The sequence below is a fragment of the Winogradskyella poriferorum genome, from assembly GCF_050618035.1.
In the GTDB taxonomy this organism is placed as follows: domain Bacteria; phylum Bacteroidota; class Bacteroidia; order Flavobacteriales; family Flavobacteriaceae; genus Winogradskyella; species Winogradskyella poriferorum_A.
Genome location: NZ_JBODPY010000004.1, coordinates 47,882 through 69,973 on the forward strand (window position 1 = coordinate 47,882; position 22,092 = coordinate 69,973).

The 22,092-nt window shown below is 34.5% G+C and carries 20 protein-coding genes; 9 read left to right on the top strand and 11 right to left on the bottom strand.

Going from position 1 to position 22,092, the window contains the following annotated elements; translation table 11 throughout:
* The first annotated feature begins 108 nt into the window (after nucleotides 1–108).
* Together ACRHOC_RS09935 and ACRHOC_RS09940 are read left to right on the top strand one after the other, a co-directional pair.
* Entirely contained in the window at nucleotides 109–939 is an 831-nt protein-coding gene (locus ACRHOC_RS09935; protein WP_431158482.1) for a universal stress protein, read from the top strand.
* Between the two features lie 72 nt (nucleotides 940–1,011).
* Nucleotides 1,012–2,034, top strand: coding sequence for a S1C family serine protease (locus tag ACRHOC_RS09940; RefSeq protein WP_431158483.1), 1,023 nt, complete (start codon nucleotides 1,012–1,014; stop codon nucleotides 2,032–2,034).
* Between the two features lie 42 nt (nucleotides 2,035–2,076).
* Here ACRHOC_RS09940 and ACRHOC_RS09945 read toward each other — a convergent pair whose 3' ends face one another.
* From ACRHOC_RS09945 to ACRHOC_RS09965, 5 genes are read right to left on the bottom strand one after another with little or no spacing between them, the layout of a single operon-like run.
* A complete protein-coding gene (locus ACRHOC_RS09945; RefSeq protein WP_431158484.1) occupies nucleotides 2,077–2,511 on the bottom strand; it encodes a hypothetical protein in 435 nt (144 codons plus the stop codon).
* Between the two features lie 12 nt (nucleotides 2,512–2,523).
* Complete coding sequence (locus ACRHOC_RS09950; RefSeq protein ID WP_431158485.1) at nucleotides 2,524–3,189, bottom strand: ion channel; 666 nt, start codon at nucleotides 3,187–3,189, stop codon at nucleotides 2,524–2,526.
* Nucleotides 3,190–3,193: 4 nt separating this feature from the next.
* A complete protein-coding gene (locus ACRHOC_RS09955; RefSeq protein WP_431158486.1) occupies nucleotides 3,194–6,307 on the bottom strand; it encodes an efflux RND transporter permease subunit in 3,114 nt (1,037 codons plus the stop codon).
* A gap of 7 nt (nucleotides 6,308–6,314) precedes the next feature.
* Nucleotides 6,315–7,403, bottom strand: coding sequence for an efflux RND transporter periplasmic adaptor subunit (locus ACRHOC_RS09960; RefSeq protein ID WP_431158487.1), 1,089 nt, complete (start codon nucleotides 7,401–7,403; stop codon nucleotides 6,315–6,317).
* A gap of 29 nt (nucleotides 7,404–7,432) precedes the next feature.
* Nucleotides 7,433–9,772 (bottom strand): TolC family protein, encoded by a 2,340-nt coding sequence (locus ACRHOC_RS09965; RefSeq protein WP_431158488.1) that lies wholly within the window; start codon nucleotides 9,770–9,772, stop codon nucleotides 7,433–7,435.
* Between the two features lie 135 nt (nucleotides 9,773–9,907).
* Between ACRHOC_RS09965 and pepT the strand changes: the two genes are divergently transcribed.
* Together pepT and ACRHOC_RS09975 are read left to right on the top strand one after the other, a co-directional pair.
* Nucleotides 9,908–11,140 carry a peptidase T gene (pepT, locus tag ACRHOC_RS09970; protein ID WP_431158489.1) on the top strand — a complete coding sequence of 411 codons (1,233 nt, stop codon included), beginning with the start codon at nucleotides 9,908–9,910 and terminating at the stop codon, nucleotides 11,138–11,140.
* 10 nt (nucleotides 11,141–11,150) lie between these two features.
* Nucleotides 11,151–11,750, top strand: coding sequence for a YdeI/OmpD-associated family protein (locus tag ACRHOC_RS09975; RefSeq protein WP_431158490.1), 600 nt, complete (start codon nucleotides 11,151–11,153; stop codon nucleotides 11,748–11,750).
* 50 nt (nucleotides 11,751–11,800) lie between these two features.
* Here ACRHOC_RS09975 and yajC read toward each other — a convergent pair whose 3' ends face one another.
* From yajC to ACRHOC_RS09995, 4 genes are all read right to left on the bottom strand, one after another.
* Nucleotides 11,801–12,094, bottom strand: coding sequence for a preprotein translocase subunit YajC (gene yajC / locus ACRHOC_RS09980; RefSeq protein WP_431158491.1), 294 nt, complete (start codon nucleotides 12,092–12,094; stop codon nucleotides 11,801–11,803).
* An 8-nt stretch (nucleotides 12,095–12,102) separates the two neighbouring features.
* Complete coding sequence (locus ACRHOC_RS09985) at nucleotides 12,103–12,651, bottom strand: DUF1573 domain-containing protein (protein WP_431158492.1); 549 nt, start codon at nucleotides 12,649–12,651, stop codon at nucleotides 12,103–12,105.
* 110 nt (nucleotides 12,652–12,761) lie between these two features.
* The gene (gene nusB / locus ACRHOC_RS09990) at nucleotides 12,762–13,673 is read right to left on the bottom strand and encodes a transcription antitermination factor NusB (protein WP_431158493.1); all 912 of its coding nucleotides are present in this window, start codon (nucleotides 13,671–13,673) and stop codon (nucleotides 12,762–12,764) included.
* 120 nt (nucleotides 13,674–13,793) lie between these two features.
* Nucleotides 13,794–14,897, bottom strand: a complete 1,104-nt coding sequence (locus tag ACRHOC_RS09995; protein WP_431158494.1) for a Glu/Leu/Phe/Val family dehydrogenase — start codon at nucleotides 14,895–14,897, stop codon at nucleotides 13,794–13,796.
* A 133-nt stretch (nucleotides 14,898–15,030) separates the two neighbouring features.
* Between ACRHOC_RS09995 and ACRHOC_RS10000 the strand changes: the two genes are divergently transcribed.
* The 3 genes from ACRHOC_RS10000 to ACRHOC_RS10010 all read left to right on the top strand — a co-directional run bounded on the left by ACRHOC_RS10000 (nucleotide 15,031) and on the right by ACRHOC_RS10010 (nucleotide 19,837).
* Nucleotides 15,031–16,788: an ABC transporter ATP-binding protein gene (locus ACRHOC_RS10000; RefSeq protein ID WP_431158495.1), complete on the top strand. Its 1,758-nt coding sequence runs from the start codon at nucleotides 15,031–15,033 to the stop codon at nucleotides 16,786–16,788.
* 58 nt (nucleotides 16,789–16,846) lie between these two features.
* Nucleotides 16,847–17,239, top strand: a complete 393-nt coding sequence (locus tag ACRHOC_RS10005) for a PUR family DNA/RNA-binding protein (protein WP_431158496.1) — start codon at nucleotides 16,847–16,849, stop codon at nucleotides 17,237–17,239.
* Between the two features lie 87 nt (nucleotides 17,240–17,326).
* Nucleotides 17,327–19,837: a M14 metallopeptidase family protein gene (locus ACRHOC_RS10010; RefSeq protein ID WP_431158497.1), complete on the top strand. Its 2,511-nt coding sequence runs from the start codon at nucleotides 17,327–17,329 to the stop codon at nucleotides 19,835–19,837.
* A 3-nt stretch (nucleotides 19,838–19,840) separates the two neighbouring features.
* Here ACRHOC_RS10010 and ACRHOC_RS10015 read toward each other — a convergent pair whose 3' ends face one another.
* Nucleotides 19,841–20,176 carry a tRNA-binding protein gene (locus ACRHOC_RS10015; RefSeq protein WP_431158498.1) on the bottom strand — a complete coding sequence of 112 codons (336 nt, stop codon included), beginning with the start codon at nucleotides 20,174–20,176 and terminating at the stop codon, nucleotides 19,841–19,843.
* Nucleotides 20,177–20,207: 31 nt separating this feature from the next.
* On the opposite strand from ACRHOC_RS10015, the gene ACRHOC_RS10020 reads away from it, so the two are divergent.
* Both ACRHOC_RS10020 and ACRHOC_RS10025 read left to right on the top strand, forming a co-directional pair.
* Complete coding sequence (locus ACRHOC_RS10020; protein ID WP_431158499.1) at nucleotides 20,208–20,762, top strand: thioredoxin family protein; 555 nt, start codon at nucleotides 20,208–20,210, stop codon at nucleotides 20,760–20,762.
* Nucleotides 20,759–21,283 (top strand): GNAT family N-acetyltransferase, encoded by a 525-nt coding sequence (locus ACRHOC_RS10025; protein WP_431158500.1) that lies wholly within the window; start codon nucleotides 20,759–20,761, stop codon nucleotides 21,281–21,283. Before ACRHOC_RS10020 ends, ACRHOC_RS10025 begins: the two co-directional genes overlap by 4 nt.
* A 71-nt stretch (nucleotides 21,284–21,354) precedes the next feature.
* Here ACRHOC_RS10025 and ACRHOC_RS10030 read toward each other — a convergent pair whose 3' ends face one another.
* Entirely contained in the window at nucleotides 21,355–22,080 is a 726-nt protein-coding gene (locus ACRHOC_RS10030; RefSeq protein ID WP_431158501.1) for an energy transducer TonB, read from the bottom strand.
* Between the last annotated feature and the right edge of the window lie 12 nt (nucleotides 22,081–22,092).

The window sequence follows — 22,092 nt, forward strand, 5'->3', positions numbered from 1 at the left end:
TTTCTAATCAATTTACAGCGAATAATTAATTGAATAGAAACTGTCATTTGTCAGTAAATTAATTCATCTTAATTATTAAATTTGGTAAATAACTAATAAAACACAATCATGAAGAAAATCATTATTCCAGTAGATTTTTCAGCACATTCAGAATATGCACTAGAAACAGGGGCGGCACTTGCCAAGAAGCATAATGCAGAGCTCATTGTTATGCACATGCTAGAGCTTTCTGAGTCCTTAATTTCGTCATCTAGTAACGATAGAAACGAGGAGACTGCATTTATGTTGATGTTAGCCAATAAGAAATTTGAAGCTTTCTTAGATAAATCTTATTTGGAAGGTATTTCTGTTACACCACTTATTAAGCATCACAAGGTACTAAAGGAGGTTGCTTCTGTTGCAGCTCACGAGAAAGCAGATTTGGTCGTGATGGGATCTAGAGGTCATAGTGATCATGATGGAATTTTCACAGGTTCTAACACTGAAAAAGTAGTGCGATATAGTGATATCCCAGTATTGGTCGTAAAATCAAAACCAGACTCGGTAAATTTCAAGAATATAGTTTTGGCTACAGATTTCCTTGAAGGCAGTATTTCTGCAGTTAAAAATGGTTTAGAATTATTAAATGCTTTGGCTGATAATGTAATTCTACTGCATGTTAATTTACCAAATTTAGGATTTTTAAGTACGGAAGAAATTGACGAACGTGTTTCAGATTTTCTAAAATTAGCACAACTAGAAGATAAGAATATAAATATCGATTTTATTGCAGATCATAATGTTGAAGATGGTGTATTGAGTTATGCGAAACGAATTAATGCAGATGCAGTTGCAATGATTACACACGGACGTACAGGATTAAGTCATTTCTTTGGAGGTAGTATTTCTGAAGATTTAGTAAATCATACGAAACTTCCAGTTGTAACCTTCAGAAAATAAATTAAAAAGCCTTGAAAAATCAAGGCTTTTTAATTTTTAACTTTGTTTATATCAATACGATTAAAATCAACTATGAAAAAATACTTTCTTCAACTTGTTCTGTTTTTTTTACCCTTCACATTTTTAATCGCCCAAGATTTATCTGATGTCTATGCAAAGGTAAGTCCTGCGGTAGTTTCCATATTTGTAGAGGAGAATAATGTTATTACTACAGATGGGATAAATTCTCAAACTGTTTCAGAAAATGGACTGGGTTCTGGATTTTTAATTTCAGATAATTTAGTTGTAACCGCTGCTCATGTGGTTAGAGTGCCTGAACGTATTCAAATTCAATTTAATGATGGTGAAATTATACCTGGTAAAGTGGTGACCTCTTACAATGCACCAGATATTGCCTTAATAAAATTATTTAGACCAAAATTTAATGCTACAACTTTAAAATTTGGGGATTCTAATCAATTGAAAGTTGGACAACAGATTTTTATAGTAGGTTCTCCTTATGGTCTTGCCAATTCTTTCTCTTCTGGTTATGTTAGTAGTTTTAGGAGATCTAATCTTGGTAATAACCCTTTTACTTCAACGGAGTTTATTCAAACCGATGCTGCCATTAATCAGGGTAATTCAGGAGGTCCAATGTTTAATTTAAATGGAGAAGTTGTAGGTATCGTTAGCCATATCACAACACAGTCTGGTGGCTTTGATGGAATAGGCTATGCGAGCAGTTCTAATTTGGCCACAAAATTATTAATGAAAAATAAAATGCCTTGGTTTGGTGCAGAAATGCATTCCTTAACACTTAAACAAGCTGAAATTCTTAACCTACCGCAAGAGTATGGTCTTCTAGTACAACGTGTATCATCAAACTCTATTTTCGGTCAAATGGGTATAAAAGGTGGTGACGTTGAAGCAAATATAGACGGCCAAAAATTAATACTAGGCGGTGATATTATTTTAGCCTTTAACGGTATTAAATTTGATCCTTCTGATGGCACATTAATTAGCTTAGCCGAATTTGCCAATAACTTAGGAGATGATCCAAAATTCCAAATAACAGTTTATCGTAAAGGTGAAATATTAACCCTGAATTCTAAATAAAAAGGATCGCTTCTAAGCATTAAGAGTATTAAGAAGGTACGTTTAGTCTTCCTTAGGATTCCAATTCGCTTTTTTATAAAAGCGCTCTAGTATTACATTAAAATTCTTTTGATGGAGTGCAAATTGATCTGCGCTTAATATTCCTTTTAATTCATTATTGAGTTCGGCCAACATGCCCTCAAAAAGTGCACGACGTTCTTCTTTAGTATAATTCTTATCCTTGTCATCCAATCGTCGCATTCTTGCTGCCGCATTTAAAACAATATTTGCATACTGATTCTCTAGTTCCTCATCCATTTTCATCAGCTTCATATTGTTATGAAACAATAGAAAATTCTCTGTAGTTTCCTCAACGGTAAATGTCGTATCTACCTTTCTCTCTATAATCTCCTTTTCTAACTCTTTATTTCTTTGAGCATTAGAATTAAAACCAATGGTAATTATAAGTAACAGAATGAAAAGTTTTTGTGATTTCATCTTTAATTGTTTTTAGTTGTTTTTTGAATGGGATTGATTAATATACTTGCCTACCACAATTGCTGTAAGTACAACAAGATAAAATTGACCGATAAGACCAATAAATATAGACGCTTTTTGAGCTATGCCAGTTTGAGGTATAATATCACCATAACCAATAGTCATTAGCGTTATATAAGCGTAATACATTAATGGTTCTGAAATATTGGTAGTGCCTTCAAAATTAGTAATTCCAGAAAATGATCCTGGATATATAATTTCAATAGTTAAGCATAAAAAGAATGCTAACAACCCCAATGAAATATAGCCGCTAATAAGACCTAATATGACATTCTTTGAAACGATCTGTGCTTTCCATACTTGCCTTATTATTTCGACCGTAACAATACTGTAAAACATAAAATAAGCACCAAGCTTTATATTATTTAGTGCACTCTTCGTATCAATGAATTGAAAAAGAATTAAGCAAAATGTAAGGATTACAAGTCCAAATGATACGCGTTTTATATAACTGTTATGGGAAACTAATACCAAACCAAAAATTAAATTAAGCATCATAAAAAGTGGCACTGCAAAATTTTCATAAAGCGCATTTGGTATTATTAAAGAGCCAAAAAGAACCAATAGTTGGCTGGCTAAATACAACTCAAATCGATATGGAAACAGTCGGTTTAACACTTAATTAATCATCCATAATGGATTCATTAAACTCGTATCCTTTGTAGTTAACTTTAAATAAAATACTGTAGAAGGACGGTATAAACAATAAGGTAATCACAGTACCGAATAAAAGACCAATCATGATACTTACAGCCATTCCTTCCCACATCTCACCACCACTTAAATAAAGTGGTATTAAACCAAGTACTGTTGTAAAAGTCGCCAATAGAATAGGTCTAAATCGTTGTAAGCACGCTGCAATAATGGCATCCTCTATAGGACGCTTTAGTTCATTCTCTTCAATTTGAATACGATCAATGAGTACGATAGCATTATTGATAACAATTCCTGCCAATGAAATCACACCTAAAAACGGCATAAAACCAAAAGGCTCTTGAAATACTAGTAATCCAATAACTACACCGATGATTCCTAAAGGTATAGTTGAAGCTACCATAATCGTCTTACGCACTGAGTTAAATTGAATAATTAATAATAGAATTATTATGAATCCAGATAGTGGTAAATAGTTAATTACGGCTCCCATATTCTCAGCCGTATTCTCTGCATCTCCACCAAACTTATAAGTATAGCCATCTGGCCAATTTTGAGATGCTTCTATCATGTAGGGCTCAATCTCCTTCATAATAGCCGAGGCATTACCATTTGCATTTAATTCACTACTTACGTTAATCGTACGATCAATATCCAATCGCTTAATTTTAGCATATTGCCACTGCGGTACAATCTTCGCAACTTGCAATAACGGCACACTCTTGCCAGAATTCTGAGCATAAATATTTAAGGTCTCTATTGATGCTAAGGTTTGTTGCTGACTTTCATTACTGCGCATTAAAATTGGAATAGATTTATCGTCTTCGCGGTATTCACCAGTTTGAAAACCATCTAGAACCGTTTGTAATGAGGTTGCAATATCTGAACTAGTTACTCCTGCAAGTTGAGCTTTATTCTGATCTATATCTACAACAAATTTCTTGGTCTTTGGGCCCCAATCATCTTTAATATTTTTTGTTCCTTGAATGGACTTTAATTTCTGCTTGGTTTCTTCCGATAGTGATGCCAAAATATCTGGATTCTCACCCGAAATTTTTATTTCAATTGGTGTACCTCCTCCACCAGAACCTAACAGACCGACTTTTATATCTGCATTCGGGAAATTATTGTAGCAGTAGTCATCTAATTTAGCTACCATTTCATTGTTATAAATAAAGTCGGATGTATTAATTAAAATATGCGCATAACTTGCATCAGGCTCATCTGGTGTATAGCCCAAATCATAAGATGATGGTCCCTCTCCTATATAAGCAGACCAATCGACAATACCATTTGGTCTATCCTTATTAACTTTTAAGTCTGAATTGATATAGGCCTCTATACCTTTAATCACCTCTTGAGTGGCTTCTATTCTTGTTCCCTGCGGTAGATTGATATCTACTGTAATCATATTTCTATCACTATCTGGAAAGAATACAAACGCAATGGCACCAAATCCTAAAATGGATAAAATAAAAGCACCTATAATACCTATTAAAACTAAACGCTTAAAACGAAGAGCAACCAAAATCAAATCTTTATAATAGCGTTTAAGACTATTAATCGTTTTATCAATAATACTCTCCTTTCGTTCGCTTTTCGGTGTTATTTTCAAAAAGAGGAAACATAATAGTGTAATAACGGTTAAAGCTAAAATCCAAGACGATAGTAGTGCCAATGTGATAACAACAAAGATGGGGCCAACTATATCTCCCATTGTAGACTCAGCTAAATAAAAGGCTAAGAAGGCTGCAGATGTTGTTAAGGTTGAAATTAATAATGGTGTAAATAACTCACCACAAGCATCTATTGCTGCCTTTTTTGCATCTATCCCATTTTCCATCTTAACCATAATGGTTTCTGCAACAACGATAGCATTATCAACCATCATACCCAATGCCATTATCAGTGCTGCTAAGGTAACTTGATTAAGTCCCATATCTATAACACCCATAAGCATAAGTGTCATTATAGTTACCATTGGGATTAAACTGGCTATTATTCCACCTGTTCTTAGTCCAAGGAAAATGAGCATTACAATAAGCACTATTGCGATTGATTGAATGAGATTAACAATAAAATCACTAATCTTATTATCAATATAGGTATCTAATGATGATAATCGTTTTAACTCAAGACCAACAGGAAGTTTAGATTTCCAAGTATTAATTACTGCATCTAAGTCTTCACCAAGTTGAATAATATTAGCACCTTGCTTCAAACTTATGTGCATTGATATTGCTTCTTGGCCATTAACAGTAACGAGTTGTTTAGGAGGGTCTATATAGGCTTTGCGCACATTTGTAATATCACCTAAGTATACAAGTTGACTACCATCACCAACAGGTATAAGTGTTTGCTTTATTTCCTCTACAGAATTAAAATTCCCTGTCGGTTCTAGAATAATGCGCTCAGATCCTAAATTGACTTGTCCTCCTGAACTTAGAATATTGGTAGACCCAATGATACTTTGCAATTTAGATGAAGAAAGGCCATATTCTTTAAGTCTTGCATTATCAAATTCAATGAATACACGCTCATCTTGAACACCACCTAATTCTACTTTAGCAGCTAAATCGAGTTTAATAAAGTCATCCTTTATATCGGTAACATAACTTTTGGCTTCAGCATAAGAAAAACCGTCTATCACTAAACCAACAGCAATACCAAAGACTTCACCAATACCATCATCGTTTAAGTTAGGGTTAACACCAGAAGGTAAACCTTGAATTTGAGAAAGCTTTCGACGTAGTCTATCCCAAACACTTTGAAGATCATCAGGCTTTACCTGGTCTTTTAAAGTTACTGTTACTACAGAAAGCCCAGATCTAGAAGTGCTAGAAACCTCTTTTAATTCTGGAAGTTCTTGAGCAACTTTCTCTACTTTATCGGTAACGAGTTGTTCTACTCGTTCTGGACTCGACCCAGGAAAAGAAGAAACTACAGTTGCCACACGTACGGTATATGGAGGCATACTATCTCTCGATAGTGATTGATACATTACCAAACCAAGCAGTATAATCGTGGTTAGTACCGTAAACGTTATTCTATTTCTATTTATGGAAAATGACGCTAAATTCATCCGGTAACTAATTTAATTTCACTTCTTGACCATCCAATAAAGTCTGGAGACCAGCTGTTGCGATTTTCTGTCCAGCATTTAAACCACTTTTTATTTCAAATCCTTGTGGTGTTAGATTACCAATAGTGACTTTCTGCTTTTTTACAGTGCTTTTTCCATTACTTTCATCAATTACAAAAACAAATTGACCTTCACCATCCTCACCTACTGCAACTGCCGGAACTATAATAGATTCTTTGTCGATATCCTCGTCCACAAATTCAAATACGACACTTGCTGCCATACCACTCTTAATGCGCTCATCAGAATCACTTACGGTCACCGTAATTGGATAAGTTGATGTATTGCTATCTAAGGCTGGTGCTACTTCAGTAACAACAGCATTAAACTGTTCTTCTGGTATAGCTGTAAAGGCCACCTTTACATTCATATCTTTCTTTACAGCGTTAATGATTGACTCAGGAAGTCCTAATGCGATTTCGATAGCCGTACCTGCATTTAAAACACCTACAACTTGACCAGGTGAAACATTTTCATCAACTTCGGTTGCAACCGAAGCAATAACACCATCTTCTGGAGCATATAAATAGCCAAACTGTATCTGGTCTTGCTGAATTGCTACACTTCGTTTAGAAGATTCAAAACTAGCAACTGCTGTGCGGTATGAATTCTTCGCACTTTCATAATCACTTAAGGATGCACTACCTTTCTCATAAAGTGTACGCATTCTATTTAAAGCTAACTTTGCTGTATTCATTTGTGATTCGGTACTGTTCTTTGATTCGATAGCAGACTCATAATTAAGCCTAGCAGAAACGTTATCTAGAGTACCTAGTAGCTGTCCTTGTCTTACCTTTTGGCCTAACTTCATGTCTAACTTTGTAACTATTCCACTACTTCTAAAACTTAAATTAACGATCTTTTCAGTTTGAGCCGTACCACTAAAGGCACGTGTTTCTTCACCTCCTAAATAGGTAACCTCAGCATATTTTACTGGTCTTATCACCTCTTCTTCTTGTACCTCTTTCTCACCACAATTAAAAAGCAGCAGTGTTGTAAGTAATAAACTGGAGGTATACAGTCTTTTATTTATCATATCGTATAATTTAGTTAGTCATTATATAGTTAGTCATTATAATTTTCTAAAAACTCAAAAAATCTTTGAGCAAAAGCTTGTCTTTCCGTTTCATCTTGCAACAAAAAGAATAACCCAAGAGAACGCTCTAGTTGCATAGAACTCTGCAAATAGTTATAGGTTGCATTGGCACTAGCAAGCTGTGCTTGTAAATAATTATTCTGGGCGTCTAAAAGTTGAACAATATTAACTGCTCCATTTGCATATGAAGTCTGGGTTAAATATAAAGCCTCCTTAGCCGTTTCCTCGAAGACTTTAGACAATTCGATATTTGAAACTTGATTGACCAATTCTAATACCGAATCATTAATGTTTTTCTCGATATTTAACAAGATATTATCTTTCGAAACTTCAAGTTGTTCTTTCTGAACAGAGGCTATTTGTTTATTTAAATTCTGTTTGTTTTGATTAAATAAAGGCAAAGACACATTTAATCCTAGCGAGTAATAATTGTCTGGGAACTGTATACCATTTGGAAAATTTGTCCCAACGCCAGATCTGGAGAATTCATAAAAGTACTGGCCTTGAACAGCTACCGTAGGTAAAAATCGCCCTGCACCAAATAACTTTTCACTTCGCTCAGTAGCATCAATATTATAATTAAGCGCTTTCAACTCTGGTGCATTTTCTATTGCCTCTTGGATAAGGAACTCTACAAATGGCTTCCTAAGTGTTGGATCATCTAAAAACTGACCTAATTGCTTATAATTATAATTACTAAAAATTCCTTTTTGAAGTTCGGCCTCATCAACATCAATATCTAAATCTATCGGATTATTTAATAATTGATTTAACACATAATAACCTTGTTCTAGTTGATTAATTGCTTCGACCATTTGCTGTGTGTTTTGTGCCATTTCAGACTTAAAACGCAAAACGTCTGACTTTCCAGATTCTCCAGCCTCATAATTTTCGGTAGCAATTCTGAGGTTATACTTGGTGAGCTCTAAATTCTGATTTTGAATAGACAGATTGGCCTTTAAAATTAATGCTGTGAAATAAGCTGTCGCCACATTAAACACTGTATTTAACGATTCACTATTATAATTTTCCTTTTGCGCTTCTCTCAGTGATTTCTGTATGCTAATATTGGCGTTTGCTGCTTCAGAAAATACAGTTTGCTGAAGTGTTAATGTACCAGAAGTACTAATCTCAGGATTTTGACCATTACTCGCTGCCGCTAAATTTTCATCGATTAGAGAACCTGTTGCCGATGCCGTAACATCTGGTAAATAGTCACTATTAGCCACCTTTACATCTTTAACTGCCAGTGTTATGTCTCTCTCAATTACTTGGAGATCTAAGTTCTTTGCAATGGCCTCTTGCATCGCAGATATTAAGGTATATTTTTTCTCAGCTGTCGACACATTAGGATCGCCTACAAACGATGTCGTTGCTATAAGACTATAACGCAATGGTAACCCAATCTTTTCAGCTGTATTAAAGTTTATGGTTAAATTATCCTTCGTTTCTAATTTTGTATTGACACCATCAAACTCTCCATTTAAAACAACAGATTCCACGGTTAAAGCAATTTTTCTAAAAAATTGGTTTAATTCAGATTGATCGTGGTTACTGGCCAAAATACCATTAGAGACATCTCGTAAAGGACTTGTTGTAAATGAAGGCAATTTCTTATCAATTAATGCTTCAGCTAGCATTTTCATTTCATTGTCCGATAAGTAAAATCCACCTGCAAGATAAAGAGCATCTATACCATCAAGATTTGAAACAATATCATTTAAACCATTAAAAGGAATTATTGAAATATCTATATCTAAATCATTACCAATTTTTTGAAATGCTTCTTCTATTGGTAAGTTAGTTATAAACGGTGCTTCTATTGCTACTCCTACGCGCTTTGGCTTTGCTAATTCCTGGAATAATTTTAAATCGTCTGAATAAGACTGAGAGGTCGTTATAGAAACAAAATTCTTTACAGCTTCTGACTGGTCATATTGTGGTGCGAGTTCCTCGCTTAAGGCACCAAAAACAATTGTGGGTTTTTCATATGTACCTAACTTTGATATTGTGCTATTATTTACAATTCCAAAAGCAATAATGATATCGGCATCACTACTGATTAAACTTTGGTAATTAGTAAGAGCTTTGGAAGTATTGAAGTCGTTTACCAATTGGTATTCTTCAGGAAAAACTAAAACAGCATCCTCTCCCACAACAGCGACAATTTCATTGGTTAATTCAACCAAAAGGCCCTCAATCTCTGGAGATGTTCTGTCTAGTAAATAACCAACTTTATATGTTTTTGTCTGTGCAGAAGCGGTTATTGATACAAAAAGTAGCAACAAAATGCCAAGGTAATATCGCATTGGTTGATTGGTTTATTAGTAGTACTAGGACTAAAATAAAAATTAATTCTAGGATTCGCTAATTAATTGAAAACAAACTCAAAAGTGTTTAATCTTTATTGACAAATGTTATTATTTTTGATAAAAACACTAAACATGCAAAACATAATAGATCGATTTATAAGCTACGTCACAATAGATACAGAATCGGATCCAAATTCTAATACTACACCAAGCACAGCAAAACAATGGGACTTGGCTAATAAGCTTGCTGAAGAACTAAATGCTATTGGTATGAGTGAGGTAACTATTGATGAGAATGCCTATATAATGGCCACATTACCAAGCAATGTAGACCATGACGTCCCGACAATTGGGTTTATCTCTCATTTTGATACCTCTCCCGATTTTACTGGTGCCAATGTTAAGCCAAACATTATTGAGAATTATGACGGAAAGGATATTGTATTAAATAAAGAGAAGAACATTGTATTGTCACCTAGTTATTTTGAGGATTTACTATTGTATGTTGGTCAGACCCTTATAACAACAGACGGAACCACGCTCCTTGGCGCTGATGATAAAGCAGGAATTACCGAAATAGTGACTGCGATGGAATATCTCATTAATAACCCAGATATTAAGCATGGTAAAATCCGTGTGGGATTTACACCTGATGAAGAAATTGGTAGAGGTGCTCATAAATTTGATGTCAATAAATTTGGTGCAGATTGGGCTTACACCATGGATGGTAGTCAAATAGGTGAACTCGAATACGAAAACTTTAATGCCGCAGGAGCTGTAGTAAAAGTTAAGGGCAAAATTGTACATCCTGGATATGCCAAGGGCAAAATGATTAATTCAATGTATTATGCAACCGAATTTATTAATGCCTTACCAAAACACGAAACACCGGAACAGACGGAAGGCTACGAAGGGTTCTTCCATTTAACAAAGATTGACGGACGTGTCGAGGAGACTACGTTACAATATATTGTAAGGGATCATGACAAAGATAAATTTGAAGCTAAGAAAGAACTTATGCAAAAGATTGTAAGTGATTTAAATACGCTTCATAATTCTGATATTTTTTCGATTGAGATTAATGATCAGTATTTTAACATGAAGGAAAAGGTAGAACCAGTAATGCATATTGTAGACATAGCGGAAGACGCTATGAAATCACTTGGTATTGAACCTTTAATTAAACCGATTAGAGGTGGAACAGATGGTTCGCAATTATCATATATGGGACTACCATGTCCTAATATTTTCGCTGGTGGCCACAACTTTCATGGACGTTATGAATATGTTCCAGTAGAAAGTATGCAAAAAGCAGTTGAAGTGATCTGTAAGATTGCGGAATTAACAGCTTTAAGAGAGCACTAAAAAGTCGATTATGAAAAAAGTTTATTCGGTTGATGAGTACATAGAAGAAAACCAAAAATATGGCGAAGAACTTCAACTAATCAGAAGTATTCTAAACAAAACTGAGTTAGTTGAGACCGTAAAATGGAGTGCGCCAACCTATATGATTAATGGCAAAAATGTCGTTGGGTTTAGTGCTTTTAAAAATCATTTTGGATTATGGTTTTTTAATGGTGTATTTCTGAAGGACGAACATAATCTGCTAATTAATGCGCAAGAAAATAAGACAAAAGCCTTAAGGCAGATGCGTTTTACCAGTAAAAATGAAATTAATGAACCTGTCATTTTAGCTTACGTAAAGGAAGCTATAGAAAATCAAAAACTGGGAAAAGAAATTAAACCAACGCGTAATACAAAAGCTATCGTCATACCTAATGAACTAAAAACGGCTTTTAGTGCTAATAAAGACTTACAAGTAGCTTTTAAGGCCTTTACTCCAGGAAAACAACGCGAGTATTGTGAGTATATCGCTTCTGCAAAAAGAGAAGCGACAAAATTATCTAGGTTAGAAAAAATTACACCAATGATATTAGACGGTGTTGGTCTCAATGATAAATACAAAAACTGTTAATAAAAAAACCCGCTCAATGAGCGGGTTTCTTTTCTGTATTTCATCAACTACTATTTCTTTGTAACAGCAGTTGTATTTAATTTTTTACTCATTTCCATTGAAATAGCAGAGCGATCGAATTTAATTTTACCAGCAAGTGTTTCAATAACACAACTGTTATCCTTGTCATTCAAATCCACTACTTTTCCGTGCATGCCACTCTTAGTAATGATGCGATCACCTCGCTTTAATTCGCTAGCAAATTTCTTCTCTTGCTTTGCACGTTTCATCTGTGGCGCAATCATAAAGAAATACATCACAGCAAAAATGGCTATAAATGGTAAAAAAGAGCCTAATCCTTCCATTAAAAATATTAGTTATGGTTATGACCTTCGTGGCCAGGTTGCGTTGAAGTTTGTGTTGCTGATGTAGATAATGGGTTGATCGTTGCTTTACCTGCAGCCTTCACTGGTGCATTTGGATCTTTCTGAACCATTGCTGTAATTTTAACAAGCTCCGAACCTTTTTCTGTATTCGTAGTCATTGTTAATGATTTAGAAACTTTACCATTTCCTTTACCATTAAACTTTACAGTAAATTGCCCTGTTTCACCTGGTGCAACTTCTTTAGTCCAGTTATTTGGCACAGTACATCCACAAGTACTTTTAATATTACTAACAACTAACATTGAGTTACCTGTGTTTGTATAATTAAAAATGGTCTCAACTGGAGTTCCATCCATTATCGTTCCAAAATCGTGTGTTGTTTTGTCAAATGCAATAACTGGAAAATCACCAGCGTTTGCATCTCTTTCTGCTGCTACGGCAACATTCTCAGTTTTTACTTTACTTGCTGCATCGTCTTTACAAGAAGTAAAGGCTACCATACATAATGCACTAAATGCTAAGATTACTTTTTTCATCGCTATATAATTTAAAATTATGATTCTTTGTGGGTTGCGAAGTTAACAATTATTTCAAGGAATTAAAACTTTTAACAAGGCTTCTCATACCTTGCATTTAAATTTAGCCATTACATTAAACCTCGACCAGACTTAGGATGTAAACCTTTATCTTGATATTCCTTAACAATTTTGTCTAAAATTCCATTGATAAATAAACTACTCTTAGGTGTAGAATATTCTTTGGCAATTTCTAAATATTCATTGATTGTTACTTTCTGCGGAATGGATGGGAATTTCTGAAATTCACATATTGCCATTTTTAATAGAGTACCGTCTAAGCTTGCTAATCGTTCTGAATCCCAATTTGTGGTCTTTTTAGCTATTTCTTCACTAATACTAGACCCATTGAGGAGAGTTTTTCTTAATAATTGCGAAGCAAATTCCTGATCATCACTATCTTTATACAAATCTGGAAGAAGTGCTGATTCTGGGCTGTGTACCTTTAATTTTTTAAACGCTTTTACCAAGTTTGTATTAACCACAGGTAAATCATCTGCCCAAGTTAGACGCTTATCTTCTAAATAGTCATATAGCTTATCATTTGGTGCAATTAATTCTGAATAAATTTCAATTACAAAGTCCTTATCTGATCTAAAATCATTTTGAGGCTTAGCGTTATAATTCTTATAATGTGCACTCTTAATAATCGATTTAAATAAAATATCGACGTACTCTGAGTCGAGTTCCCAAAAATTTAATTTTCGCATTGCAATGCGCTCTTGTAACATTTTATTGTTACTAATTAAATCTAATAGTTGATTCTGAGAAAATTTTAAATGATCGCTGGCAGTACCTCCTGACGCAGAGAGCTTATTCTGTAATTTGTTGTGGTAAACCTTCCCCTTTTTGTGAATTTCAGTCAATAATGCAAGGAGACTTAGATATAAATCATACATACCATCAATGCTGTAGAATAGAAACTTTTCATCCTTTGAAAGATCATCACTTTCAGTACCGTTAAATGCATATAATGATTGCATTACTTTAATTCTGATGTGTCTTCTATTTAGCATGTCTAAGAACTTCTTTTGTATGATTTAAAAAGGCGAATCTGTTGAGATTCACCTTGCAAAAATACTATTATTTAATTCTGAAAAAAATTATTTGGAATTTTCTCTTCTTCGCACTTCAATACGCTCTTGAGCAATATTTAAAGCAGCTGTATGCGTTGTTAATTCGTTTACTTTTGCATTTTCCAGAATTTCTAAAGTCGTATTATAAATATTCTCGGTTTTGCGCATTATTTCTTGCCTATCATAATTCTCAAGCTCAGCATAAACATTGATAATTCCACCTGCATTAATTAAGAAATCTGGTGCGTAAACAATACCACGCTCTTGTAACAATTTACCATGCTTTAGTTCCTCAGCTAGTTGGTTGTTAGCAGCACCAGCTACAACTGAAGCTTTTAATCTGTAAATCGTATCATCATTAATGGTTGCTCCTAAAGCACAAGGTGCATAAATATCCATTTCCGCATCACAAATATCATTTCCTTCGAATACAGTTACACCGTACTTTGAGCTGACCTCGTCTAAACGTTCTTTATTAATATCAGTAATCGTAACGTCAGCACCTTCGTTTACTAAATGCTCAACAAGGGCTTCACCAACACTACCAATACCTTGAACAAAAACTTTTTTATCTTCTAGAATTTCTGAACCAAATTTAAATTTGGCAGCGGCCTTCATACCCATAAAAACGCCATAAGCAGTAATTGGAGATGGATTCCCGGCACCACCTTTATTTTGGGAAATACCAGTAACATAGGGTGTAACCTCCCGAACAATATCCATGTCCTCAGTTTCCATACCTACATCCTCTGCAGTTATGTACTTTCCATTTAAAGAATGGACAAATTCACCAAACTTACGCATTAACTCTGGTGATTTTTGTGTTTTGGCATCACCTAAAATAACGGCTTTACCACCACCAAGATTTAATCCGGTAATAGCAGATTTAAAAGTCATAGCGCGCGAGAGTCGCAAGACATCATTCAGTGCTTCCCACTCGCTACCATAATTCCACATTCTTGTACCACCAAGCGCAGGTCCCATTACTGTATTGTGAATACCAATGATAGCTTTTAAACCTGTATCTTTATCATTGCAAAAAACAACTTGCTCGTGATTATCATAAGATAGCTGGCCAAAAACAGGATCTACTTTTAATAGATCTTGAGATTTTATAATCTCCGAAGTCATATCGATTATTTAGATTTAAGGCTTTTACATTACTGTAAAAACAACGTGCAAAAATAATTTAATAGAAGAGGATTAGCAAAATATTAACTATTAAATAGGATTAACATAATACTTTTGACCGATTAAATGCAACATGAAAGCACTCAAGCACTTAAACAAGTATTTTTACAAGTATAGATTTAGATTAATTATTGGTGTAATTATTACCGTTTTTGCGAATATTTTTAAAATGTATACGCCTCGTTTTGTAGGTGATTCCATCAATGTTGTATCTGATCGGTTGGGTGGAAAAATCACTTTTGAGATTTTTAAAGCAGAACTGATTGCCAATATATCTTACATATTAGGAGCCGCTGTCGTTGCTGGTATTTTTATCTTTTTAATGCGTCAAACGATCATTAATGTGTCTAGATACATTGAATATGATTTGAAAAATGAAATTTATCAGCATTACCAGGTATTGTCTCAAAATTTCTACAAATCCAATAGAACTGGTGATTTAATGAATCGCATCAGTGAAGATGTCGGTAAAGTTCGTATGTATGTTGGTCCGGCACTTATGTACACCATTAACACTATCACCCTTTTTGTGGTTGCACTCATTTACATGGTTAGTACAGCACCAAAACTCACACTGTACACCTTATTACCTTTACCTATACTCTCAGTGTCTATTTACAAATTAAGTAGACTCATTAATAAGCGCAGTACCATTGTGCAAGAATCTCTCTCTACTCTATCAACATACACACAAGAAACCTTTAGTGGTATCAGCGTTATTAAATCTTACGGTATTGAGACACGTATCAACAATGAATTTGAGGGCCTTTCAGTAGAGAACCGACAAAAACAGATTAACTTAACCAAAGTCCAAGCACTGTTTTTTCCGTTGATGATTTTGTTAATCGGTATCAGTAATCTCATAGTCATTTATGTTGGTGGTATGCAATACATGAATGGTGAAATTGAAAATATTGGAACTATTGCTGAATTTATAATTTACGTTAACATGCTCACATGGCCAGTTGCTACTGTTGGCTGGGTAACCTCATTAGTTCAGCAGGCTGAAGCATCACAAGAGCGCATCAACGAGTTCTTAAAAACAGAACCTGAAATTAAAAACCATACGGCTACCGAAACTCCTATAAAAGGTGACATTGAATTTAAAAATGTCTCTTTTACGTATCCAGATACAAATATTGAAGCCTTAAAAGAAGTTAGCTTTAAAATAAACTCTGGTGAAACACTTGCTATACTTGGAAAAACAGGTTCTGGAAAATCAACTATTTTAGATCTTGTTGGCCGTTTATATGATATAAAACAAGGAAACATTCTTATCGATAACCAAAAGATCACAGATCTCAACCTCAATAACTTAAGAGAATCTATAGGTTATGTTCCACAAGATGCTTTTCTATTTTCAGACACCATTAAGAACAATATAAAATTCGGTAAAGAAGATGCCACTGAAGAGGATGTAATCGAAGCTGCTAAGAATGCAAGGGTTCATAAAAATATTGTAGGATTTAAAAAAGGTTACGACACCATTTTAGGAGAACGCGGTATTACCCTATCAGGTGGTCAGAAACAACGTGTATCGATTGCACGAGCTATTATTAAAAAGCCAGACATCCTCTTGTTTGATGATTGTCTGTCTGCCGTAGATACTGAAACCGAAGAAAAAATACTTAAAAACCTCAACAAACTTACCAAAGATAAAACTACTGTTATAGTGAGCCACAGGGTCTCTTCAGCAAAAAATGCAGACACAATTATTGTGTTAGAAGATGGTAGGGTAATTCAGACAGGAAATCACAATACTCTAGTGAATACCGAGGGTTATTACAAAGAACTTTACAACAAGCAACTCTCCGAAAAAGAATTAAGTTAAAATATTTGTCAGTTTACTTTTTTTTTAGATTTTTGGATTGAATTAAAACTATCAATATATGAGTGATTATGAAATGATGGACAAAGAAGAAATATTTTCTAAAGTTCTGAGAGCAGGCCGAAGAACATATTTCTTTGATGTGAGAGCCACAAAAGCTGGCGACTATTATTTAACAATTACAGAAAGTAAAAAATTCACTAATGATGATGGTTCATTTCATTACAAAAAGCATAAAATTTATCTTTATAAAGAAGACTTTTCTGAGTTTAGAGAGATTTTAGAAGAAATGACCGATTACATCATTAATGAAAAAGGGGAAGAAGTAATTAGCGAAAGACACCAAAAAGATTACAAAAGAGAGGATGACTTCACAAGACAAGAAGCCAAGACTCCCCAAGATACTGAACCAACTACAGAGAGTTTTACTGATATCAGTTTTGACGATATATAGTAGTTGCTTTTGTTAAATTAAAATAAAAAACCGTTACTCATCATAACGGTTTTTTTATTTTTAGACTTTAACCAACTTCTATTATTTATGTATCGCTTTCTATTAGTGTTTTTTATCGGTTCATCCTTATTGTATTCGCAATCTCAGACCGATCTATCTTACTATTTACCACAAAATATTTCGTATAATCAAAGTATCCCAACACCCGAAAGTGTTATAGGACACCATGTCGGAGAGTGGCATATCACTCATGATAAATTATTACAATATATGTATGCTCTGGCCAACGCTTCGGATCGTATATCAATAGAAGATCGTGGTAAAACATTTGAAGACAGACCGTTACTTTTATTAACGATTACTGCTCCAGAAAATCATGAAAATTTAGACAACATTCAACGGAATCATATCGATGCTACGGAGTCTAACACTAGTAATATTGAAGATCGCCCTATAGTTGTATACCAAGGTTATTCTATACATGGCAATGAACCTAGTGGATCGAACGCTGCGCTTTTAGTGGCCTATTATTTGGCCGCAGGTGAAGGACCAGAAATTGAAAGCTTATTAAAAAATACAGTTATTTTATTCGATCCTTCCTTTAACCCAGATGGATTACAACGTTTTGCTTATTGGGCAAACACCAATCGTGGCATGAATTTAAATGCAGATCCAAATGATAGAGAGTATTCTGAGGTATGGCCAGGAGGACGCACCAACCATTATTGGTTTGATATGAACAGAGACTGGTTACCAGTGCAATTACCAGAATCTAGAGCTAGAATAAAAACCTTTCATAAATGGTTACCAAATATTTTAACAGACCATCATGAAATGGGTACTAATTCTACCTTCTTTTTTCAACCAGGTATTCCATCTAGAACACACCCTTTGACGCCAAAATTAAATCAAGAACTAACCAAAGGTATTGCAAATTATCATGCAAAGGCACTTGATAATATTGGTTCATTATATTATTCAGAAGAAAGTTTTGATGACTTTTATTATGGTAAAGGCTCAACATTTCCGGATATTAATGGAGGCATAGGAATTTTATTTGAACAAGGAAGCTCGCGTGGCCACGTACAGGAATCCGAAAATGGACTTTTAACGTTTCCATTTACCATAAGGAATCAATTTACTGCATCCTTATCGACATTAAATGCTGCTCTTGGTATGCGTAAAGAAATTCTAGAATACCAGTATAATTTCTTTAAAAATGCCAGAAATGAAGCTAGTAAAGAAGGTAATAAGGCTATCGTTTTTGGAAATCATAAAGATGCCTCTAGGACTTATCACTTGGCAGAAATTTTAAATCGTCACCAAATAAATTTTCACGAATTAAAAAATGACTTTACGAAAGACGGTAAAACCTTCAAAAAAGGTAATGCGTTCATAGTTCCTAAAAATCAAAAAAACACTCGACTTATAAATGCGATGTTTGAAAAGCGCACGACGTTTCAAGACAGTCTATTTTATGATATTTCTGCATGGACATTTCCCTTGGCATTCAATTTAGATTACACAGAAACTACTACAGCAAATGCAGGAGCATTAGTTAATCAACTTAAACAGAAAGAAGGTGGTGTGACTTCAAAAAGTGCATATGCCTATTTATTTGAATGGCACGAATATTACACACCAAAATTATTGAACGCCATACTAAAAAAAGGATTGAGAGCTAAGGTTAGTATGAAGCAATTTAAATCTAATGGTAAATCCTACGATTACGGCACGATAATGATTCCTGCAAAAAACCAAGACCTCAATTCTGATGAAGTATATCGTGTTCTCAATAATTTGGCTACGGAGAGTCATGTAACAATTGATGCCGTGTCTACTGGACTTAACGATGGTATAGATCTGGGAAGTAGAAACTTTAGAGCTGTAGAATTGCCTAAGGTCGCCTTATTGGTTGGTGATGGAATGACCTCCTACGACGCTGGAGAAATTTGGCATCTTTTAGACACGAGACAAGATATAATAGCGACAAAGCTAGATACTAAAAATTTTGGTAGAGCTGACATAAGCAGATACAATACCATTATAATGGTAAATTCTTATTCTGGTTTGAACGAAAACAATACTAAAAAGCTAAAATCTTGGATTGAAGCTGGAGGGACAGTCATTGCCTATCGCAATGCATTACGTTGGTTAAATGGTAAAGAGTTAATGAAAATAGATTTTAAGAAGCGTAATTCTGTAGTCGCAAAAAATATAAGTTTTGAAGAACAAGGTGATTTTCGTGGGGCTCAAGTTATTGGTGGTGCAATTTTTAATACTACAATTGATAGATCGCACCCTATAAATTTCGGAATCACTACCACAGAATTACCAATGTTTAGAAACACGACATTATTTATTAATCCCGATAAAAACAGTTATAACAACCCAATTCAATACACAAAGAATCCATTGTTGAGTGGTTATATTTCTGAAGAAAATCTCGATAGCCTTAGTGCTTCAGTGCCTTTAAAAATAGGAAGGCTTGGTCGTGGGAGAATTATAGGATTTTCGGATAATACCAATTTTAGAGCCTTTTGGTATGGTACAAATCGCCTTTTGATGAATGCCATATTTTTTAGAGATGAAATGTAAGGCTTAGGATACTTGGGAGCCGTTTTTAACCTTGGTTTCAGGATGAAGTAGATAAACATCTTTTTCCTTTACAACACCCATAACAAGGCATTCGCTCATAAAATTTGCGATTTGTTTTGTTGGAAAATTTACGATTGCAATAATCTGACGATTAAGTAAATCTTCCTTTTTATAAAGGGTGGTAATTTGTGCTGATGATTTTTTTACTCCGAGATCACCGAAGTCAATAGTAAGTTGATAAGCAGGGTTCCTGGCTTTAGGGAAATCGGCAACATCGGTTATAGTTCCAACGCGAAGATCTACTTTTGTAAAGTCTTCAAATGTTATTATATTATCCATACCTTAAAATTAATAAAACACATCTACAATAATGGCAAGAACAGAATCAAATATGTTGCCTCTTGGAACAAATGCGCCAGACTTTAGACTTTTAGATACACGAGACGACAACTTAAAATCTCTAAGTGATCTAAAGGGATCAACTGGAACCTTAGTTATGTTTATTTGTAACCATTGTCCATTTGTTATTCATGTAAATGAAGAATTAGTAGCAATAGCAAATGATTACGCCACAAAAGGAATAAATTGTATTGCCATTTCTAGTAATGACGTGGTTAACTACCCACAAGATGGTCCTGATAAAATGAAGCAAAACGCCATTGATAACCACTACCCTTTCCCATATCTATATGATGAAACTCAAAATGTAGCAAAGGCCTATGATGCGGCTTGCACACCAGATTTTTTCTTATTCAATGGGGAATTAGAATTGGTTTATGCAGGTCAATTAGATGGATCACGTCCAGGAAATGACATACCTGTAACAGGAGAAGATCTACGTAATGCGATGGACGGTTTGGTTAATAATTCACCAATAAATCCTAATCAAAAACCAAGTATGGGTTGTAATATAAAATGGAAATGAATTATTTAATAGAAACAGATCGTCTGTACATGAGGCGATTCTTACCCACTGATACTCAGGATATGTTTGAAATGGACTCTAATCCGAAAGTCCATAAGTTTTTAGGTAATAACCCTGTAAAGACCATTGAAGAGTCAGAAAAAATGGTTGCTGGTGTTATACAACAGTATAGTGATTATGATATAGGTCGATTGGCTATGATATTAAAATCTACAAATGAATTTGTAGGTTGGTCTGGACTAAAATATGAACGAGAGGTACGCCAAGAATTTAATTATTACGATGTTGGCTATAGACTTAAAGAGTCGTTTTGGGGTCATGGATATGCCACTGAGGCTGCCATAGCATCTTTAGATTACGGATTTAATACGCTAAACTTAAAAGAAATTAATGCCGCAGCAGATGTAGAACATACCGTATCCAATAAAATCCTAAGAAATATTGGTATGCAACCTGATGGGACTTTTTTCCTCGAAGGAATAAAGTGTAATTGGTATACTGCCATAAATCCTGAGATATAAAAAAAACAAAACCCCATTTCTGAGGTTTTGTCATCAATCAAATTATTCTAAACCAAGTTATATAATTTATTTTACTGTTGTTGTAACACAAAGTTTATAGGGATACTATAAGGTACACCAACAGGTTTGTTTCGTTGCTTACCAGGTTCCATCTTAGGGAGTAGTCCAATAATGCGTTCTGCTTCATTTTCTAATATCTTATCTGGACCTCTACTCTTTATCTTAGTGACATTACCGTTTTTATCAATTAAGAAGAAAACAAATACTCTACCATGTATATTCAGCTCTGCTGCAACCTGAGGATATCTAAAATTCTTTTGTAAATGTTCTTGCATTTTCTTCTGGAAACAGGCTTTTAATTCTGCATTATTACCTGTACAGCCTGGGAATTGAGGAACACGTTCTATAACCGCAAATGGTACTTCTATATCTTCTTCTACCTCAACAACCTCAACATCCTCAACTGCTACAACATCTTCTATAATATCATCTTGTCCAATTTCGGTACTTTCTACAACGGTCTCTTCTACATCCTCAACATCCTCAACAACTCTAATTGCTTCCGATACAATTGTTTTTGGAGGTGGAGGTGGTGGCGGAATATTAATATTAGTTATAGGAATATCCTCTTCTAAATTTTCTTGCAACATTAAGATATCAATCTTAGTACTCTCTTTTTCGTAAGTCTTATGTTCTAATCCTAAATAAGTAAGAACTAACATTACGTTTAAGCCAACAGCAAAATATAAACTGCTGTTTCGACCTACATTGGCTTTTGGGTTCTTCTTGAGTTCCATGACGTTTAATTT